General features: G+C 46.0%; 16 protein-coding genes. 15 read left to right on the forward strand and 1 reads right to left on the reverse strand.

Annotation, left to right across the window (positions count from 1 at the left end; translation table 11 throughout):
* A partial coding sequence (locus DW036_RS15695; protein ID WP_369906715.1) for a DUF4906 domain-containing protein occupies positions 1 to 2,225 on the forward strand: 2,225 nt, incomplete at its 5' end.
* Positions 2,226 to 2,336: 111 nt separating this feature from the next.
* Positions 2,337 to 3,893, forward strand: coding sequence for an ATP-binding protein (locus DW036_RS15700; RefSeq protein WP_118465210.1), 1,557 nt, complete (start codon positions 2,337 to 2,339; stop codon positions 3,891 to 3,893).
* Between the two features lie 164 nt (positions 3,894 to 4,057).
* Here DW036_RS15700 and DW036_RS26195 read toward each other — a convergent pair whose 3' ends face one another.
* The gene (locus tag DW036_RS26195; RefSeq protein ID WP_255421314.1) at positions 4,058 to 4,186 is read right to left on the reverse strand and encodes a hypothetical protein; all 129 of its coding nucleotides are present in this window, start codon (positions 4,184 to 4,186) and stop codon (positions 4,058 to 4,060) included.
* Positions 4,187 to 4,357: 171 nt separating this feature from the next.
* Here DW036_RS26195 and DW036_RS15710 point away from each other — a divergent pair, with 171 nt between their 5' ends.
* The 13 genes from DW036_RS15710 (at position 4,358) to DW036_RS15765 (ending at position 17,818) form a co-directional block, all read left to right on the forward strand.
* Positions 4,358 to 6,577, forward strand: coding sequence for a DUF4906 domain-containing protein (locus DW036_RS15710; protein WP_147401497.1), 2,220 nt, complete (start codon positions 4,358 to 4,360; stop codon positions 6,575 to 6,577).
* A 96-nt stretch (positions 6,578 to 6,673) separates the two neighbouring features.
* On the forward strand, positions 6,674 to 8,245 hold the full coding sequence (locus DW036_RS15715; protein WP_118465213.1) for an ATP-binding protein: 1,572 nt from the start codon (positions 6,674 to 6,676) through the stop codon (positions 8,243 to 8,245).
* Between the two features lie 76 nt (positions 8,246 to 8,321).
* Positions 8,322 to 9,233, forward strand: coding sequence for a PD-(D/E)XK nuclease family transposase (locus DW036_RS15720; RefSeq protein ID WP_118465214.1), 912 nt, complete (start codon positions 8,322 to 8,324; stop codon positions 9,231 to 9,233).
* A 46-nt stretch (positions 9,234 to 9,279) separates the two neighbouring features.
* Complete coding sequence (locus tag DW036_RS15725; RefSeq protein WP_118465215.1) at positions 9,280 to 9,555, forward strand: DUF3791 domain-containing protein; 276 nt, start codon at positions 9,280 to 9,282, stop codon at positions 9,553 to 9,555.
* Positions 9,549 to 10,283 (forward strand): DUF3990 domain-containing protein, encoded by a 735-nt coding sequence (locus DW036_RS15730; protein WP_118223066.1) that lies wholly within the window; start codon positions 9,549 to 9,551, stop codon positions 10,281 to 10,283. The genes DW036_RS15725 and DW036_RS15730 overlap by 7 nt, the downstream gene beginning before the upstream one ends.
* 288 nt (positions 10,284 to 10,571) lie before the next feature.
* A complete protein-coding gene (locus DW036_RS15735) occupies positions 10,572 to 12,983 on the forward strand; it encodes a DUF4906 domain-containing protein (RefSeq protein WP_233560457.1) in 2,412 nt (803 codons plus the stop codon).
* A 153-nt stretch (positions 12,984 to 13,136) separates the two neighbouring features.
* Positions 13,137 to 13,541 carry a hypothetical protein gene (locus tag DW036_RS15740; RefSeq protein WP_147401499.1) on the forward strand — a complete coding sequence of 135 codons (405 nt, stop codon included), beginning with the start codon at positions 13,137 to 13,139 and terminating at the stop codon, positions 13,539 to 13,541.
* Between the two features lie 165 nt (positions 13,542 to 13,706).
* Positions 13,707 to 13,925 (forward strand): DUF4248 domain-containing protein, encoded by a 219-nt coding sequence (locus DW036_RS15745; RefSeq protein ID WP_233560458.1) that lies wholly within the window; start codon positions 13,707 to 13,709, stop codon positions 13,923 to 13,925.
* Positions 13,926 to 14,453: 528 nt separating this feature from the next.
* On the forward strand, positions 14,454 to 15,062 hold the full coding sequence (locus DW036_RS15750) for a hypothetical protein (RefSeq protein ID WP_118465218.1): 609 nt from the start codon (positions 14,454 to 14,456) through the stop codon (positions 15,060 to 15,062).
* A gap of 29 nt (positions 15,063 to 15,091) precedes the next feature.
* The gene (dnaB, locus tag DW036_RS15755; RefSeq protein WP_118465219.1) at positions 15,092 to 16,474 is read left to right on the forward strand and encodes a replicative DNA helicase; all 1,383 of its coding nucleotides are present in this window, start codon (positions 15,092 to 15,094) and stop codon (positions 16,472 to 16,474) included.
* 144 nt (positions 16,475 to 16,618) lie between these two features.
* Positions 16,619 to 17,128, forward strand: a complete 510-nt coding sequence (locus DW036_RS15760; RefSeq protein WP_118465220.1) for an HU family DNA-binding protein — start codon at positions 16,619 to 16,621, stop codon at positions 17,126 to 17,128.
* A 110-nt stretch (positions 17,129 to 17,238) separates the two neighbouring features.
* Complete coding sequence (locus DW036_RS25560; protein ID WP_022391706.1) at positions 17,239 to 17,334, forward strand: smalltalk protein; 96 nt, start codon at positions 17,239 to 17,241, stop codon at positions 17,332 to 17,334.
* A 10-nt stretch (positions 17,335 to 17,344) separates the two neighbouring features.
* Entirely contained in the window at positions 17,345 to 17,818 is a 474-nt protein-coding gene (locus DW036_RS15765; protein WP_118465221.1) for an N-acetylmuramoyl-L-alanine amidase, read from the forward strand.
* Positions 17,819 to 17,958: the final 140 nt, after the last annotated feature.

A 17,958-nucleotide genomic window follows, 5' to 3' on the forward strand; every position in this document is an offset into this window, starting at 1 on the left:
GCGTTGAAGGCGGTAGAACCGCCTTCAACGCGAGCCTGTTGCCCGGTGTGATAACTCGTGCCTCGACTGACGTTCCGGATTATCTTTATAACTTGGAAATCCGTCAGTACGACGTCAACGGAAACCACCTGACGGGAAATGATTACGGCACCGTCAATATCGGCACAAGTCTGGACGTCACTTTGCAGGCGTCTGATGACTGCCAGTTAGTATTGGTAGCCCGTGGCAACGGTCCTGCAGTGACGGCTTTAGGAACAAAAACATTAGAACAAGTACAAAGTATGATAGTAAATTCTTCCGTGATAAATGCGATTGACCCCTCGGCTGCGGGGAGCATGAACGCTATGCCTTACGTGCTTCATTTGAAGCATGTAAAGGTAGCCGTTGTCAATGGTAAAGCTATCATTCAGAGTCCGGACGGCAGCTACGACATGCGCCTGATGCTGAAACGTCTGGCTACGCGTCTGACTGTAACGTGGGATTATAGTGTTACAGATTATAAATTGAAACAACTCCTGATTCAGAGTGTACCGTTGAACTATACCATCGTGGATAAGCCGGAGACTGACGACACCTATCCCTCCATCGTTTCGCAGTTCACCACGCTTGAAATACCTGTTGCGGATGCCAATGCCGCACATGGTTCTTATTCCTGCTGGGTGCCCGCCAATGTACGTGGCGAAAGTGCTGCCGCTACCACGGAAACGCAGCGCACGAAAGCGAATGCTCCTGTAGGCAGTACCTTTTTCAATTTCGTAGCCGTGAATACAACTGACGGAAAGAAGAAGCTCGACTACCGTGTTTATATCGGTTCCGGCCCTTCTACGGATTTCAATATGTATCGTAATAAGGATTACTCTTATACCGTGAACTTTGCGCATGTCGGCATCCCTACAGGTGATAATCGAGTGACGTATATCGACCCTATTCCTGCTTCGGAAAATAACGATAATCTGGTGCCCACCGCCAATTGCTTTATGGTGGAGCCGGGCGGTGCGTTCTGCTTCGACCCTTTCGCATTCCAGCAAAACGGAACAGAGATCACTAATTCACAAATGACGGGCTGGTATGGCACCGCCGGTACAGGTATCAAATCGGTAAGACTACTTTGGCAAACCCGTGAAAACGGTGATGTGGGTGATCCTGTAATGGGGATTGCCAATAGTAATGACGACCATACCAATATTGTAGACATCAAACGAACGATAGATAATAGTGATATCAATACGGTGCCCGCCAATGGTAAAGGGCAATGCCGTATCTACTGCCGTGTAGCCGCCAACACTACCGGAGGCAACGGAGTGATTGCTGCATACGACGGTCCGAATGGTACGGGAAACATTGTCTGGAGCTGGCATGTTTGGGTGACGGATTATAAGCCGGATACCCGTGGAGGTGAACAAGTCTTGGAGCCGGTTAATAAACGGAAGCTGCTCTTTTCGCTGAACAATGCAAGTGTACTTCCGATGATGGACCGTAATTTGGGAGCAATGGCGGGATATGTAGATGAAGCTCCGACTTCCTTTGTCGAAATGTCCAAGACCAATGGTTTTCATTATCAGTGGGGGCGCAAAGACCCGTTCCCAAGTAGCTATACGACTAAAAAGATCAGCGTAATTAATAATAAGAATTCATCTACGCCTCCCGAAGGTATGTTGAACCGCTATGCGGCGGATGGGATTACATACGTGGTGAATGGAGGACAATCGGGGACAATCAGTTACCAGACATCTTGCCGGCAGCCGCTTGTATTTTATGCTGCCAGTAGCAAAGGCCCTGCCTGGACAAATATCGCATCAGCATCATTCAAAGGATGGGATGAAACGGATAAACCTGTTTGGGACCCATGTCCTGCCGGGTGGAGAGTTATATCCCGGGTTGATCTGGCTGCTGTGAATCAGAATGGAAGCAGTCTGCCTAACAATAATATAAAGAATTATAATACGAGAAATGACGATGGCGGCTATCTGCTTTATTTCGAACAGTTGAATGGCGGGCATGCCTCTTATTTCCGGTTTACAGGTTATGGCAGATACATGAATACATTCGAGTTTATTGGAGACTTGTGTACGATATGGACCCGAAATAAGGGAACTGATAATGGCTATAATTCCTATGCAGGATGGTTTAATTCAGGAGGAACCTCCAGTGAATTGTTTACTATCATAACTAAGTACCAGTCTGACGCCCATCCGCTTCGCTGCGTGCAGGAAAAGGCTGATTAACGATAAATAATAATTCAAAGTAATTTGAATACATTCGCTCTTTGACATGCTGGAATAACGGAAAACAATTGCTATCTTTGCTGTACGTAAACAATGTAAAAAGCAATGTGTATGAGCAGCAAGATTTATCCTATCGGTATTCAAAATTTCGAGAAGATACGTAAAGATGGTTATTTCTATATTGATAAAACCGCTTTGATTTATCAAATGGTGAAGACGGGGAGTTATTATTTCCTGAGCCGTCCGCGCCGTTTCGGAAAGAGTTTGCTGGTTTCCACCCTCGAAGCATATTTTCAGGGGAAGAAGGAGCTGTTCACCGGGTTGGCGATGGAAAAGTTGGAAAAGGACTGGATAAATTATCCGGTGCTGCATCTTGATCTGAATGCCCGTAACTATGAAGATGCCGATTCTCTGCTTGAGGAACTGAACAAAAATCTTGAAATCTGGGAGCGGACCTATAGCAGCCCCTATTCCGATCGTGCGCCTGAAGAACGGTTTTACCATGTCATTCGTTTGGCTTATGAACAAACGGGACAGCGTGTCGTCATCCTTGTGGACGAGTATGATAAACCTATGTTGCAAGCCATCGGCAATGAAGCCTTGCAGCAGCAGTATCGTAATATGCTGAAACCCTTTTACGGGGTGTTGAAGACTTTGGACGGCTGCATCAAGTTCGCTTTGCTGACAGGAGTAACGAAGTTTGGTAAGATAAGCGTATTCAGTGACTTGAATAATCTGAATGATATTTCTATGTACGAACCGTTTGTCTCTATCTGTGGAATGACGGAGCGGGAAATACATGAGAATCTGAAAGAAGAATTGCATGAGCTGGCTGCCGCGCAAAAGATGACTTACGAGCAAGCCGCTGCCGAACTGAAAGAGTGTTACGATGGTTATCATTTCGTTGAGAATACGGAAGGCATCTATAATCCTTTCAGCGTGCTGAATACTTTCTATAAGATGAAGTTCGGCAGTTATTGGTTTGAGACGGGTACGCCTACCTATCTTGTGGAATTGTTGCAACGTAATCATTACGATTTGGAACGCATGGCGCACGTACAGACTGATGCTGATGTCCTGAATAGTATCTATGGCGACGAAGACCCCATTCCTGTGATTTTTCAGAGTGGGTATCTCACCATAAAAGGGTACGACAAGGAGTTCGGCCTTTATCGTCTCGGCTTCCCGAATAGGGAGGTAGAAGAAGGTTTTATCAAGTTCTTGGTACCTTTCTATACCCGCTTCAACAAAGTGGAGGCTCCTTTCGAAATACAAAAATTCGTGATGGAGTTGCGTGCCGGAGACATTGATGCTTTCTTCAAGCGTCTTCGGAGTTTCTTTGCGGATACCCCTTACGAGTTGGTGAGCGATCTTGAACTCCACTATCAGAATGTGCTTTTCATCATTTACAAACTGTTGGGGTTCTACGTCAATGCAGAGCGCCACACTTCGGACGGGCGCATTGACCTGGTGTTGCAGACGGACCGTTTCATCTATGTGATGGAATTCAAGCTGGACGGCACCGCCGAGGAGGCCATGGCGCAGATTAACGAGAAAGGCTATGCACAGCCTTTCGAGAAGGACAGCCGGCAACTGTTCAAGATTGGCGTGAACTTCAGTAACAAGACGCGAAACATTGAGAAGTGGATTGTAGAGAAGCGAAGTTGATTTAGGAGGATATATCCGAAAAAAAGATAATTGTCATTAAGTTTTCCGTCCCGCCCCATGCACAGAAGTGCATGAGGCGGGACGGTTTGTTTTCCTATGTTCCGGCAATTGTATGGATGATATAAATTTTATAATGATATGAAACAGACATTGAACAATTTTTTTTATTTGTTTTTAGGGCTGATAGCCTTTTGTTGCAGCATTTCCAGTTGCGATGATAGTATTGATGTTCCAATGACTCCGGTTGATGAACACGAACAGGTTCCGGTTTTGTTGTCTTTGGATTTTTCCACTGAAGCGGATGGTTATACTCCCGTTCCGGGCTCCCGTTCCGGGCTCCCGTTCCGGGCTCCCGTTCCGGGCTCCCGTTCCGGGCTCGCCTCGAAGGGGGCATTGCCCCCTTCGAGGCGAGCCTTTGCCCCAGTGTCAGCACCCGCTCGGATCTCTCCGATACTCCGGACGCTTTGTATTACCTGGAAGTGCATCAGTATGACAGTACTACCGGTGCCCGCATAGGCGGCAAAACGGATTTTGCCACGTCCACCACCATTGGGCAAACCATCACAGTGCCCATGGCCGACCGGGATGATTGCCACTTGGTAATCATTGCCCGCGGAAAAACAGGAATCGCGCCAACTTTAGGAACCAAAACATTGAAAGAAGTACAGAATATGACAGTCAGTTCATCAGCCATTAAGGATATCGATCCGACGAAACAGGACGACATCAACAAAATGCCTTACGTGCTCCATCTGGAACATGTGCAGGTGAAACAGGTCGGTGGCGTGTGGACTATCCAAAGCCCCGAAGGATCTGCCGATGTCCGCTTGCGCCTCAAACGCTTGGCGGCACGTCTGACTGTAACCTGGAACTACAGTGCGGCTGACTTCGAACTGAAACAAATCATGTTGCAGTCCGTTCCCATGAATTATTCGCTGGTGGATGCGCCCGACAATGCGGGCTGTTTCCCGTCTATCGTAAGCCAGTTTACAACCTATGTTATCCCGACGACCGATGCCACCAAAACGTCCGGGACACTTTCTTACTGGGTTCCCGCCAATGTGCGCGGTACAAAAGCGGAAGCTGGTACGGACGAGACACGTTATAAAGATACTGCTCCGCAAGGCAGTACTTTCATTAGTTTCACTGCCGAAAACACCGCTGATAGCAAGAAAAAATTGGAGTATCGCGTCTACGTCGGCACCGGCGAAAGCACCGACTTCAATCTACGTAGTAATACAAACTACAACTATCAGGTGAATTTCAGCCATACGTCTATCCCGTTGAATGACAAACGCATCACCTACATCGACCCTATTCCTGCTTCGCAGAGCAATGATAACTTTGTCCCCACCGCCAACTGTTTCATGGTGGAGCCGGGTGGAGCTTTCTGCTTCGATCCGTTCAAATACCGTCAGAATGGAGCGGATATTGCAAACTCAAGCCTCACTACATGGGCCGGAAATCGGGGTGGTATCGCCTATGTGAAGCTTCTTTGGCAGACCCGTGAGAGTGGCGACGTGGGCGACCCTGTCATTGGCATAGCAAACAGTGCGACCGACCACACCAATATCGTGGAAGCTCTGAAAACTGCGGATGGGACTTCTCTCAGCAAAATGAATACTGCCACGGCTGCCGGTCAATGCCGCATTTATTGTCGCGTGTCGTCTGCTGCCAAAGGGGGCGGAAACGGGGTGATTGCCGCCTACGACGTGAAAGATGAGATTCTTTGGAGCTGGCACATCTGGGTCACCGACTACAAACCCGATGCGACCGGCAATGAAACCGTGTTGGAGCCGAGCACGAAGCGAAAGCAAAAATATACCTACAGGAGTGACATCAGTAGCTTTCCGATGATGGATCGCAACTTAGGTGCGCTGGAAGGCTATACCTCTGTGCCCGCCGACGAAGTAGCTAAATCTCGTGCCAACGGATTGCATTACCAGTGGGGACGAAAAGACCCGTTCCTGAGCAGCTATACCACGAAAAGTATAAATTCCGTTGCGATCGTAAGCGGATCTGCCACGCCGACGGACGGTTTGCAGAATGCGTATGGACCGGACGGATATACATTCTTTCCGCGTAGCAGTACGAGTGCCACTTCCAGTGACAAGCTGGAATATTCATTTAAAATACCGACTACGGTTTACGATAGAGCAACAAGCAATAGCTATGTGAATGCGGCTCTGTGGGGAGCGAATAAGTCGGCGTCGAAAACATTATACGATCCTTGCCCGCAAGGTTGGCGTGTGCCGGAATACACTACTTTTTTTCATTTATTCTCGGACAATTATGCAGGTAGTGCATCCGATAGATACGCTGATAATGCTGCATTGCGTTCGGTTCCGGCATCAGATGATGTGGGTTATGCCGATTATTGGAAGAAGGGCACAGGTGCCGGAATATACAATGATGGTGGAGTATTGATAAAATATGATGCTACGGATAACACTACTTACTATCGTCTTACCGGGTATCAGGAAACAGTCAATGCTTTCAACTATATCGGTTTGTATGCTAATGTCTGGGGGATTGGTGGCTTCAATTCAACGCGAGTCTCTGGATTCTCTGTGAACTGGGGGGCTTCATTAGGTGGCAGTAAAGCTATTTATGCTCGTTTGGTTGGTATGTTCTGGCAGATAGCTGACGCCCATAATGTGCGTTGCATACAAGAAAAAGAATAGAATTAAATCTATTATACATTCGCTCTTTGACATGCTGGAATAACGGAAAACAATTGCTATCTTTGCTGTACGTAAACAATGTAAAAAGCAATGTGTATGAGCAGCAAGATTTATCCTATTGGTATTCAGAATTTCGAAAGTCTTCGTAGAGATAACTATTTCTATATAGATAAAACGGCTTTGATTTATCAAATGGTGAAGACGGGACGTTATTATTTCCTGAGCCGTCCGCGTCGTTTCGGAAAGAGTTTGCTGATTTCTACCCTCGAAGCCTATTTCCTGGGGAAGAAGGAACTGTTCACCGGGTTGGCGATGGAAAAGTTGGAAAAGGACTGGATAGAATATCCTATCCTGCATCTTGACCTCAATATTGAAAAGTATGATACTCCCGAAAGTCTTAATAACATTCTGGAGAAGTCACTGGCCAAATGGGAAGAACTCTACGGTGCTAATCCGTCCGAGCGTTCCCTTTCATTGCGTTTTGCGGGAATTATTGAGCGCGCTTATCAACAGACGGGGCAACGTGTCGTCATCCTTGTGGACGAGTATGATAAACCTATGTTGCAAGCCATCGGCAATGAAGCCTTGCAACGTGAGTTCCGCAACATGCTGAAACCCTTTTACGGGGTATTGAAGACTTTGGACGGCTGCATCAAGTTCGCTTTGCTGACGGGAGTTACGAAGTTTGGTAAGATAAGCGTATTCAGTGACTTGAATAATCTGAATGATATTTCTATGTACGAACCGTTTGTCTCTATCTGTGGAATGACGGAGCGGGAAATACATGAGAATCTGAAAGAAGAATTGTATGAGCTGGCCACCGCACAAAAGATGACTTACGAGCAAGCTGCAGCCGAACTGAAAGAGTGTTACGATGGTTACCATTTCGTTGAGAATACGGAAGGCATCTATAATCCTTTCAGCGTGCTGAACACTTTCTATAAGATGAAGTTCGGTAGTTACTGGTTTGAGACAGGTACGCCTACCTATCTCGTGGAATTGTTGCAACGTAGTCATTACGATTTGGAACGTATGGCACACGTACAGACTGATGCCGATGTTCTGAATAGTATCTATGGTGATGAAGACCCCATTCCTATGATTTTTCAGAGTGGGTATCTCACCATAAAAGGGTACGACAAGGAATTCGGCCTTTATCGTCTCGGTTTCCCGAATAGGGAGGTAGAAGAAGGTTTCATCAAGTTTTTGGTACCTTTCTATACCCGGCTCAGTAAAGTAGAGGCTCCTTTTGAGATACAAAAGTTCGTGAAGGAGTTGCGTGCCGGAGACGTTGACTCTTTCTTCAGCCGTCTTCGCAGTTTCTTTGCGGATACCCCTTACGAGCTGGTGAGTGACTTGGAGTTGCACTATCAGAATGTGCTTTTCATCATTTACAAACTGTTGGGGTTCTACGTCAATGCAGAGCGCCACACTTCGGACGGGCGCATTGACCTGGTGTTGCAGACGGACCGTTTCATCTATGTGATGGAATTCAAGCTGGACGGCACCGCCGAGGAGGCCATGGCGCAGATTAACGAGAAAGGCTATGCACAGCCTTTCGAGAAGGACGGCCGGCAGTTGTTTAAGATTGGTGTCAATTTCAGTAACAAGACGCGGAATATTGAGAAGTGGATTGTAGAGAAAGTATCTTTGTCTCATCCTATTTAATATACGAGGAAAGGGAGTTAAAATAAATATTTATTCACCGTTTGATATTCAACATTTTCCTGTTACCTTTGTTGACATGAAAACAAAACAAGGGAAAGGAGACGAACTGATGGCAGGTAATTATATTCGTTTCGATTGGGCTATGAAGCGCTTGTTGCGCAATAAAGCCAATTGGGGAGTACTGGAGGGATTCTTGACTACTCTTTTAAAAGAAAATATAACGATATTGAATACCTTGGAGACCGAACGGAACATGGATGATGATATATGCGAGAGGTTTCGAGTCAATTTGTTAGTTGAAAATTCAGAAGGAGAACATATCTTAGTTGAGATACAAAACAATAATGAGTATGCTTATTATCAACGAATACTTTTCGGATTATCCCAAAAACTGACGGAATATATCAATCGCGGCGAAGGATATGATAAGGTGCGTAAGGTGTACAGTGTCAATATCGTATATTTCTCTTTAGGTAATGGAAAGGATATTGTATATCATGGTAAAACGGAGTTTCGTGGTATCCATGAAGGAGATATTCTGGAACTGACGCCTTTCCAGAAACAGACTTTCAGTGTCGATACTGTCAGTCAGCTTTATCCTGAATATTATATTTTGAAGGTGAATGATTTCAATCAGGTTGCCAAAAGCCCGTTAGAGGAATGGATTCATTATTTGAATACAGGCGATATTCCCGACAGCGCTACCGCTCCCGGTTTGGAGGAGGTTCGTGAACACCTGAAGATAGACAGGATGACAAAAGATGAGTTGAAAGCCTATTATCGGCATTTGGATAATATTGTCATTCTCCGTGATAACATCTATACTGAACGTGCAGAAGGTCGTGCAGAAGGTCGGGCGGCAGGACGTGAAGAAGGACGTGAAGAAGAGCGTTTGGCTAATGCCCGTAAAATGAAAGCAGAAGGTTTGGATTGTGAATTAATCTCTAAGATTACCGGTCTGACAGTTGAAGAGATTGCTGTATTATAAAGCATTTATTTTTTACCTGTTGATAGAATCAGTTCATTAATAGAGCATGAAAGAAGAAGATAAGTTACTTGAGTTTATCATCTTTTGCGTTGAAAGTACGGCTGTCCGGTTGGGGCGTTGCGGTTCGGAAGTCTATCGTAAATTGAAAGCGACAGGTGCGCTGGAGAATTATGTGAAGTCACATTACGACACTTTGCATACGCAAGGAGAAACGTATATTGTCGATTCTTTGTTGGAATATGTTTTTTACCGTGATGCGCAGTGGTTGCCCGAGGGGTATGTACCCTATAATCAGATGGCGGAAGGAGGTGAGAGATGCTGACCGTATACCATGGTTCGGTTTGTCCGGTAGAGAATCCGTTGGCAGGTGTATGCCGTCCGAACCTTGATTTCGGTGTAGGATTTTACGTTACTGATATTCGTGCTCAGGCAGAACGTTGGGCATTGCGTGTAGCTGATATACGCGATCATTCCGCAGCCTGGCTCAGTGTATATCAGTTGGATATGGATGCGGTGATGGCAGATACCGGATACCGCTGCTTGCACTTCGAGGCGTATGATGCTGCCTGGCTTGATTTTGTGACAGCCTGCCGTAGCGGGCACACATTGTGGCAGGAGTATGATTTGATTGAAGGCGGCATTGCAGATGATCGGGTGGTACGTGTCATTGATTTATATTTGAGGGGCGACTATACACGTGAAGAAGCATTAATGCGCCTTATACATCAGGAACCGAATAATCAAATTTGCATTGTGAATCAGGAGATCATCAATCGTCATTTGCATTTTGTCGAGAAAGTCCGGTTAGTGACTGGAGTGTCAGAATCTCCGGCACCTTATGCAAACCCGGCTTTGCAAGCTAAATATCTGTCTATCGTAGAACGGCTGATTTCTGTCCTGAACCTTTCTCAGGAACAGGCGCTTGATGTTTTCTACGGGAGTGACACGTATACTTATTTATCACAACGGAGAGGAGATTTGCATTTGATGAGTTCGGCTTATCTGACGGATGAGATTGTAATTGAGTTGCAGAGAAAGCAAGGAAGTTAAAATTTGAAGAAATAGTGGGAAAGCCTGTTTTGGTGAACCGATAATTCAGGTAGTTAGATTATAAGATATTGTTTTCCGTCCCGCCCCGTGCACAGAAGTGCATGAGGCGGGACGGCTTGTTTTTCGATATTCCGGATCGCCTGCGCTGTATGCAGGAATGAAGAATAAAAATAGATGGTCTGTTTATGCAGAACAGACTATCTGTAACAGTGAAACGGATGGTCTGTTTGTCGTGAATAGACCGTCTGTTTTGGAGATAATGAACTATTTTCTAAAATTGATATAAATATGAAACGAATGAAATTAGGAAGTATTTTTACTATGTTTTTAGGGCTGGTTGCACTTATGAGTGGGCTGGCCGGATGTGAGGATAAGATAACCGAGGGGGAAATCCCGGTGGATAATGAGAAACTGGTGACGGTGCCGCTGGCATTCGATTTCGCTCCCGAAACCGACGGATATGAAATCGCCTCGGGCTCGCCTCGGGCTCGCCTCGGGCTCGCCTCGGGCTCGCCTCGGGCTCGCGCTGAAGGCGGTATAACCGCCTTCAGCGCGAGCCTGTGCCCCCAAGTATTAACCCGTGATGTTACCGAACTCACTCCGGATGCCTTATATAACCTGGAGATCAGGCAGTACAACTCCGCAGGTACATACTTGGCAGGTACGACTTTTGCGCAAGCCACCATCGGCACAGCCCTGGATGTAACACTGCAGGTAAGTGACGACTGCCAACTGGTGATCGTGGCACGCGGAGACGGTAAAACAGTTAAAACTGAATTGGGAACCAGAACCTTACAGAAAGTGCAGGAAAATATAACCGCTGACTCTACAGTGATTAGCCGGATAGACCCGACGGACCAGTCAAGCATGAACAAGATGCCCTATGTACTTCATCTGAAACATGTGAAAGTGGTGCAGGAATCAGGCAAGTACATCATCCAGAGTATTGATGGAGCTTATGACGTCCGCCTCCGACTGGAACGTCTGGCAACCCGTCTTACAGTGAAATGGACCTATACCGTCAGTGATTTTGATATGAAGCAGATTTTGATTCAGAGCGTACCTTTGGGATATACCGTGGTAGATGCACCGGATGAAAACGACGGTACCTATCCGTCTCTTATCCAGCAGTTCACTACGATTGAAGTTCCTTCGGCGGGTAACAGTGGCACTTATTCTTGCTGGATTCCTGCCAATGCGCGTGGCAATTCTTCTGCTGCTACTTCGGAGATACTACGCACGAAAGCCAATGCACCCCAGGGAAGTGCTTTTGTGAATTTTGTGGCAGTGAACAAAACAGATATGAAGAAGAAATTGGACTATCGTGTTTATCTGGGTGGCAGGGAAGCATCGGATTTCAATGTTTTTGGTAACACCAATTACAATTATACCGTGAATTTCAATCATACAGGTATTCCTGCAAATGACGGACGAGTAACGTATATCGACCCTATACCGGCCTCCCAAAATAACAATAATCTTATCCCCACTGCCAATTGCTTCATGGTTACACCGGGTGCTGCGTTCTGCTTCGATCCGTTTTCGTTTCAGCAGGGTGGGAACTCTGTAACGAATGACAAACTGGTGGAGTGGTGCAGTAGTTCCGGGATAAAATCCGTGAAATTACTTTGGCAGACTAAGGAAAACGGTGATGTGGGTGATCCTGTAATGGGCATTGCCAACAGTGACGACGACCATACCAACATTGTGGATATAAAGCGTACGGACGGTTCATCCATAACACTGGTTCCCGCCAATGGAGTGGGGCAGTGCCTTATTTACTGTCGCGCAGCAGCCAACACATCTGGCGGAAGTGGTGTGATTGCCGCTTACGACGGGGAAAATGGTACGGGAAATATCCTTTGGAGCTGGCATGTGTGGGTGACGGATTATCATCCCGATGCCTCGGGAACCGAAACGGTGCTGACACCGGAGACGAAGCGGAAGTTGAAATTGGTACCGGCCAGTTCTTCTGACGGTACTACTGCCGCTATTATGATGGATCGGAATTTGGGCGCATACGAGGCAGCTTTCGACGCCATTCCGAAAGATATGCTGACAATGTCCCGCAACAATGGCTTTCACTTTCAGAAGGGGCGTAAAGACCCATTCCCAAGTAGCTATACGACGCAGAAACTACCCATTGTCTATAAGTTTACGCTCAGTGCGGACGCTCCACCCAAGCATATCATGAACAGGTATAAACCGGATGGTTTTCATGCGGTGGTCCCCCAATCCATTGGAAGCGGGGCGGTTTCACTGCAAACAGCTTACCGGAATCCGGCTTCCATTGCTGGAAATGGGGGGTATCAATGGTGTACGGACAACCCTCTTCCTTTATGGGGCACTACCAAGACTATTCATGATCCATGTCCTGCCGGCTGGCGGGTTCCTCAGAAAAGCGAGCTTACTGTTCTGGTAAATCGTAATGCAACTGTGATTCCTACAAGTGCGCAAAATGATGGTGGAATATTGCTTAAATATGATGATACAGGTAATAAGTTTTATGTGCGGTTTACAGGTTATCCACCTGCTATATATCAATTGAACAATGTGGGAGTGGTGGGATATGTCTCTGCAATAGAGAGATCGTCTGTTTTTAATGTAAATGGGAGCAATGGTAATTTAAAACCGACAATAGGTGAATTACGAGATTATGACGCCCACACCACCCGTTGTGTACAGGAAAAAATAGAATAAGATTCCGCTTCAGCGGTGATTGAACTGCCTGATGTAAATCAGGGTGCGGAAGACGCAGAAGTACAGATGAATACAGGATAAATTGTATTCATTTGCACTCTCTGCGTCTTCTGTGTTTTAAAATACAAATTAATAACTAATAAAAAGAAAAGTATGAACTTAATGACAAAAAAACTATTGGAAGAGAGGCTTGAACGTACCAAACAACGCTATGCCCGCCAACAGGAACGGATGGAAAATTTATTGTGCAGTATGCAGAATAATGCAGAGAATATCAGACAAATAGAATACGTGCTGGCCATGATGGAACATGTCAGGAAACAACGTCGCCGGCATCGCATTATTTCACGTACAGAAGTGAAAGAATTCTTTATATATGCTTCCCGTGCTTACGATCGTATCCAGCACCGTATGCATATACAACACCTCAATTATACCTATTTCTGTTATGTCATCTGTTCTCGCTATTTGTTTGAAAGTTGTTTGCATATTCCGAACCGCCGCTTTGTCAGTCCGGCTACAGTGATTTCTTATTTTAAGAAAGAACGGGGAAGGTGATACTCAACTTGTGAATATCGTATTTTTTGACTTTTTATTTCTTTGTAATTTTGCGCCCGATATTTTTAAAAGACGGATGCATAGTCCGTACTAATTAATTTTTAAATTATAATGAAAGAAAGAAATTTTGACTGGCTGCTTCAAGGCTGCCATCCTCTGTCCGAAGTGGCACAGGCGTATTATCCGTGTGAGTACAACAGTTCGTCCATCCGTTCGTTCCGAAAACATATTAAGGGGATACCGCAACTATATGCAGACTTGCTGGAGGCGGAGTACACCGATAAGGTCACCACACTGACCCCACTACAGATTGCGATAGTGATCCGGCATCTGGGTGTTCCCAATCAGGCGAAAGAGGAACTCGAAAAGCCGCCGTTTAGTTGAGAAGGAGACTGGTCTCAATCTCCGGAAATGCGAAGGATATATTTTAATATATCCTTCTTTTAGTTTCTTATATTACTTATTCATGTACGGTTGATAGTACGGATGGCTGTTTGCCGGAATGGGTAGACTTTTGATAATCAGTCTACTATATAGTCCACAAACCAGTTCAAAAAAAGTTCGCTGTTTTTGTCAGGATATATTCATTACTATATGGTTATGAACTAAATGATAAATAATCTTTTAGACGCGGATGACGCGGATTTTTTTTATACTTCTTATAGCGCAGCCTTTTAAATCCGCGTTATCCGCGTCTAAAAAATAATATACCGAATGGCGCTAATCACTTATCACTAAACCCTAATCACTTTTGTTCTTTTCCATTCCGTTATAAATAGACTTTCCCTAACGAAACTTATTAGACTAATACGAACCTGTATCGGATGATTGCAACCAACCTAAACAAGCGGGAGACGGAAAATAGATTTCTTGTCATACTTTTGTGCTCGCTAACAAAAACAATGATAAAAAATGGATAGAAATTTAGGAACAACAGGTTATGTTATGATACCACGAGCTTTACTTTTGAAAGCATTTGACGAACACCATGAAGCAAGTGGAGATATGGAAGCCTTTTTGAGGATACTGACATATGTCAATTATGCGGAAGCAGTAGTGAAGCGTGTGAATACGAATGTGGTTTGTGCACGTGGAGAGTCAGTTATTTCCTATAGCCATTGGGCGGAAATTTTAGGATGGAGCCTTGGGCGAACCCGGCGCTACTTCATGAGACTCGTTGCCGAGGGTAACATTGAACAAGTGAAAGGTGACTGTGCCAGTCATATCCGCATACCGGGCTACGACGTGTGGACAGGTAAAAGTCAGACCGGAAAAAAGGGTGATTCTGCCGTGGAGGAAAGCTTTGGCCAGTTCTGGAATGAATATCATGAAACCACCCGTATGGCCCGGCAGAATCGGGAAAGCGCCCTCAGGGAGTGGAAGAAATTATCGCAGAACGAACGGAAACAGGCTTTGGAACATATTGACGAGTATTTCTTTCATCTGCGCGATACGAAGTTTTGCAGGCAGGCGGCGAAGTATCTGGCAGATAAGTTGTTTCAGGACGAGTATGATAACTGAATACGAGCGATAGATAATTGAAAAATCGGATGAAAGAAAAAGGAATTTTGAATCCGCAGGATGCCGAGCTGGAAGAGGCTGTGCTCGGTGCCTGCTTGGTGGAGAGTGAAGCTATCTCCCTGGTTGCTGATAAGTTGCGTCCCGAAATATTCTACAACGAACAGAACCGGATGATTTTTGCTGTCATTCAGGCCATGTTTCGTGCCGGGAAACAGATTGATATACTTACGGTGAAGAATGAACTGGCTTCGTGTGGTAATCTGGAGAAGGTGGGCGGTCCTTATACGTTGGTGCGGCTTGCTTCACGCGTAGCATCGGGGGCACATCTGGAATATCATGCGTGCATACTGCGTGAGATGTATGTCCGCCGTGAAGTGATTCTGGGTTCGTACAAACTACTGGCTGCGGCTTCCGACGAGTCCGTGGATATAGCAGATGTGCTGGCAGGCATACACGATTTGCTCGACCACCTTGAAGGAGAGATGGGAACTGCCGACCATCTCCGCACAATGGGCCAGTTGATGGAAGATACTCTGGCACAGGTAGAAGCACGCGTGGAAGGGAGCCGGAATGGTATTACCGGTATCCCTACCGGTTTTTCGGATCTGGACAAGTTGACGGCGGGGTGGCAGCGGGGAGATCTGGATGTCATTGCTGCCCGCCCGGCAGCAGGAAAAACGGCCTTTGCATTGCATCTGGCCAGGGCAGCGGCAACAGCGGGACATTCGGTAGTGGTTTTCAGTCTGGAAATGCAGGGAGAGCGTTTGGGAGACCGTTGGCTGGTTGCTGCTGCCGAAGATGTAGATGCCTCACACTTGCGCAGAGGGCAACTCGGCACAAGCGAATTGCGCCAGGTGCGTGAGGCTTCCTGCCAGCTTTCCCAGCTTCCCATCCGGGTGGAAGATAGTCCGGTGATTAGTATGGATCATGTACGCTCGGTGGCTCGTATGCTGAAAAGTAAAGGAGGATGTGATATGGTCATCGTGGATTACCTGCAACTTTGTGATATGAAGTCTGATCAGAACAATCGCAATCGTGAGCAGGAAGTGGCGCAAGCCACCCGTAAGGCCAAACTAATGGCTAAGGAACTGGATGTACCGGTATTGTTGCTCAGTCAGTTGAACCGTATGAGTGAAGGACGTCCCGATTGCCGGCCTCTTTTGAGCGACTTGCGCGAGAGTGGTGCCATCGAGCAGGATGCGGATATGGTAATGTTGCTGTATCGTCCTGCCCTGCATGGTTTGAAAACGGAACATAAGAGTAAATATCCTTCTGACGGGCTTGGTGTGGTGATCGTTGCGAAACATAGGAATGGTGAAACGGGTGATGTTTATTTCGGACATAACTCCAGTCTGACAAAAATGGGGGATTATATCCCGCCTGATGAATGGCTGATGAAGCATGCGAAGTGATATGGTTAGAATCGGTTGAAAACGGCCATTATTTGTTTAGAAATATTTAGTAATAAGCTTGACTTCCGCCCTCTGATGTTGTATCTTTGTATCATACTTGAAAGAGTAATAATAACTTAAACCTTAACTTAATTTGTTTTACTTATGGATGTAACCGTAGAGCGCTATATGCGCAGAAAAATCGTGACTGATTCGGCGTCTCCCTTGTTTTTCTATCTCCGTCAGAAACCCGGTACGTGCAAGACTGTGGATGTGGATACCCTTGCCGCCGCCATACAGAAAAGTTGTGCGATGACGAAAGGAGATGTGAAACATGTGATCGAAGCTCTCGTAGAGGAGGTTCAGGAAAATCTGGCTAATGGGAACAAGGTGAAGTTGAACCTGTTTGGTACGTTTCATATGACATTTTGCTGTCCGGGAGTAGCTACTTCGGCAGAGTGTACCGTGAAGAATATCAAACGGGTGAATATCCGTTTTGTTCCGGACAAGGAGCTGAAGTTGGTAAATAACAGCCATGCCGTAACCAGAAGCCCTGCAAATGTAACATTCGCATTGGAAAAACCGGAAGATAAGGATGGCAGTTCTTCCGGTGGCAACTCCGGCGGTGGTGATTCCGGCGGCGACGGCGGGATTGAAGATGATCCGCTGGGATAGGATCCAAAGCCGGAGGCTTTGGAAATTAAAAATTGAAGAATTAAAAATTAAAGGCTGCGCAGCCTGCTTATCATTTATCACTAATCGCTAATCACTAAAAAAACTCTCTTATGAAGAAAACGACTTGGGACAAGATTTTGAAAATTGTAATTGCTGTAGCTTCTGCTGTATTGGGTGCGCTGAGTGCGCATGCGATGACAGCATAATCTTTTATCTATGAGAAAAATTGATTTAATCGTGATTCATTGCAGCGCCACCCGCGCTGACCGTTGCTATACGGAATATGATTTAACCACAGACCACCTGCGCCGGGGCTTCTCCGGCGCAGGCTATCATTATTATATAAGGAAGAACGGGGATATCAAAAGTCTTCGTCCGGTAAAAACGCCCGGTGCACATGCGAAAGGCTACAATGCGCACTCAATAGGTATATGTTATGAAGGCGGGTTGGATACGAACGGTCGTGCTTCCGATACGAGAACCGATTTCCAGAAACATTCCCTCCGTGTATTGGTCATGCTATTATTAAAAGATTATCCCGGCAGTAGGGTAGTGGGCCATCGTGATCTTAGCCCCGACCTGAACCATAATGGTGAAATAGAACCGGAAGAATGGATAAAAGAGTGTCCTTGCTTCCATGCTTCCACTATTTTGCAAGATCCCCCGCCTCAGAATCCTGCCTATCTATAACCCTGCTATCTCAATTCCCCCTTCGCGCGCACACGTATATATATAATGTGTGCCCTTCCGTGTCCGCCCACACTTCCTTTCAAAAATATGTTCTACAACATCCTTATCAATCAACGAGTTACAAAATTGTTTCAAAAAAC

The sequence above is a fragment of the Bacteroides sp. AF39-11AC genome (assembly GCF_003474285.1).
GTDB lineage: Bacteria > Bacteroidota > Bacteroidia > Bacteroidales > Bacteroidaceae > Bacteroides.

Coding starts and splice junctions, on each gene's coding strand:
- DW036_RS15765 (WP_118465221.1), top strand. CDS start 17,345: ATGAGAAAAATTGATTTAATCGTGATTCATTGCAGCGCCACCCGCGCT.
- DW036_RS25560 (WP_022391706.1), top strand. CDS start 17,239: ATGAAGAAAACGACTTGGGACAAGATTTTGAAAATTGTAATTGCTGTA.
- DW036_RS15715 (WP_118465213.1), top strand. CDS start 6,674: ATGAGCAGCAAGATTTATCCTATTGGTATTCAGAATTTCGAAAGTCTT.
- DW036_RS15725 (WP_118465215.1), top strand. CDS start 9,280: ATGAAAGAAGAAGATAAGTTACTTGAGTTTATCATCTTTTGCGTTGAA.
- DW036_RS15735 (WP_233560457.1), top strand. CDS start 10,572: ATGAAACGAATGAAATTAGGAAGTATTTTTACTATGTTTTTAGGGCTG.
- DW036_RS15700 (WP_118465210.1), top strand. CDS start 2,337: ATGAGCAGCAAGATTTATCCTATCGGTATTCAAAATTTCGAGAAGATA.
- DW036_RS15740 (WP_147401499.1), top strand. CDS start 13,137: ATGAACTTAATGACAAAAAAACTATTGGAAGAGAGGCTTGAACGTACC.
- DW036_RS15750 (WP_118465218.1), top strand. CDS start 14,454: ATGGATAGAAATTTAGGAACAACAGGTTATGTTATGATACCACGAGCT.
- DW036_RS15720 (WP_118465214.1), top strand. CDS start 8,322: ATGAAAACAAAACAAGGGAAAGGAGACGAACTGATGGCAGGTAATTAT.
- dnaB (WP_118465219.1), top strand. CDS start 15,092: ATGAAAGAAAAAGGAATTTTGAATCCGCAGGATGCCGAGCTGGAAGAG.
- DW036_RS15730 (WP_118223066.1), top strand. CDS start 9,549: ATGCTGACCGTATACCATGGTTCGGTTTGTCCGGTAGAGAATCCGTTG.
- DW036_RS15760 (WP_118465220.1), top strand. CDS start 16,619: ATGGATGTAACCGTAGAGCGCTATATGCGCAGAAAAATCGTGACTGAT.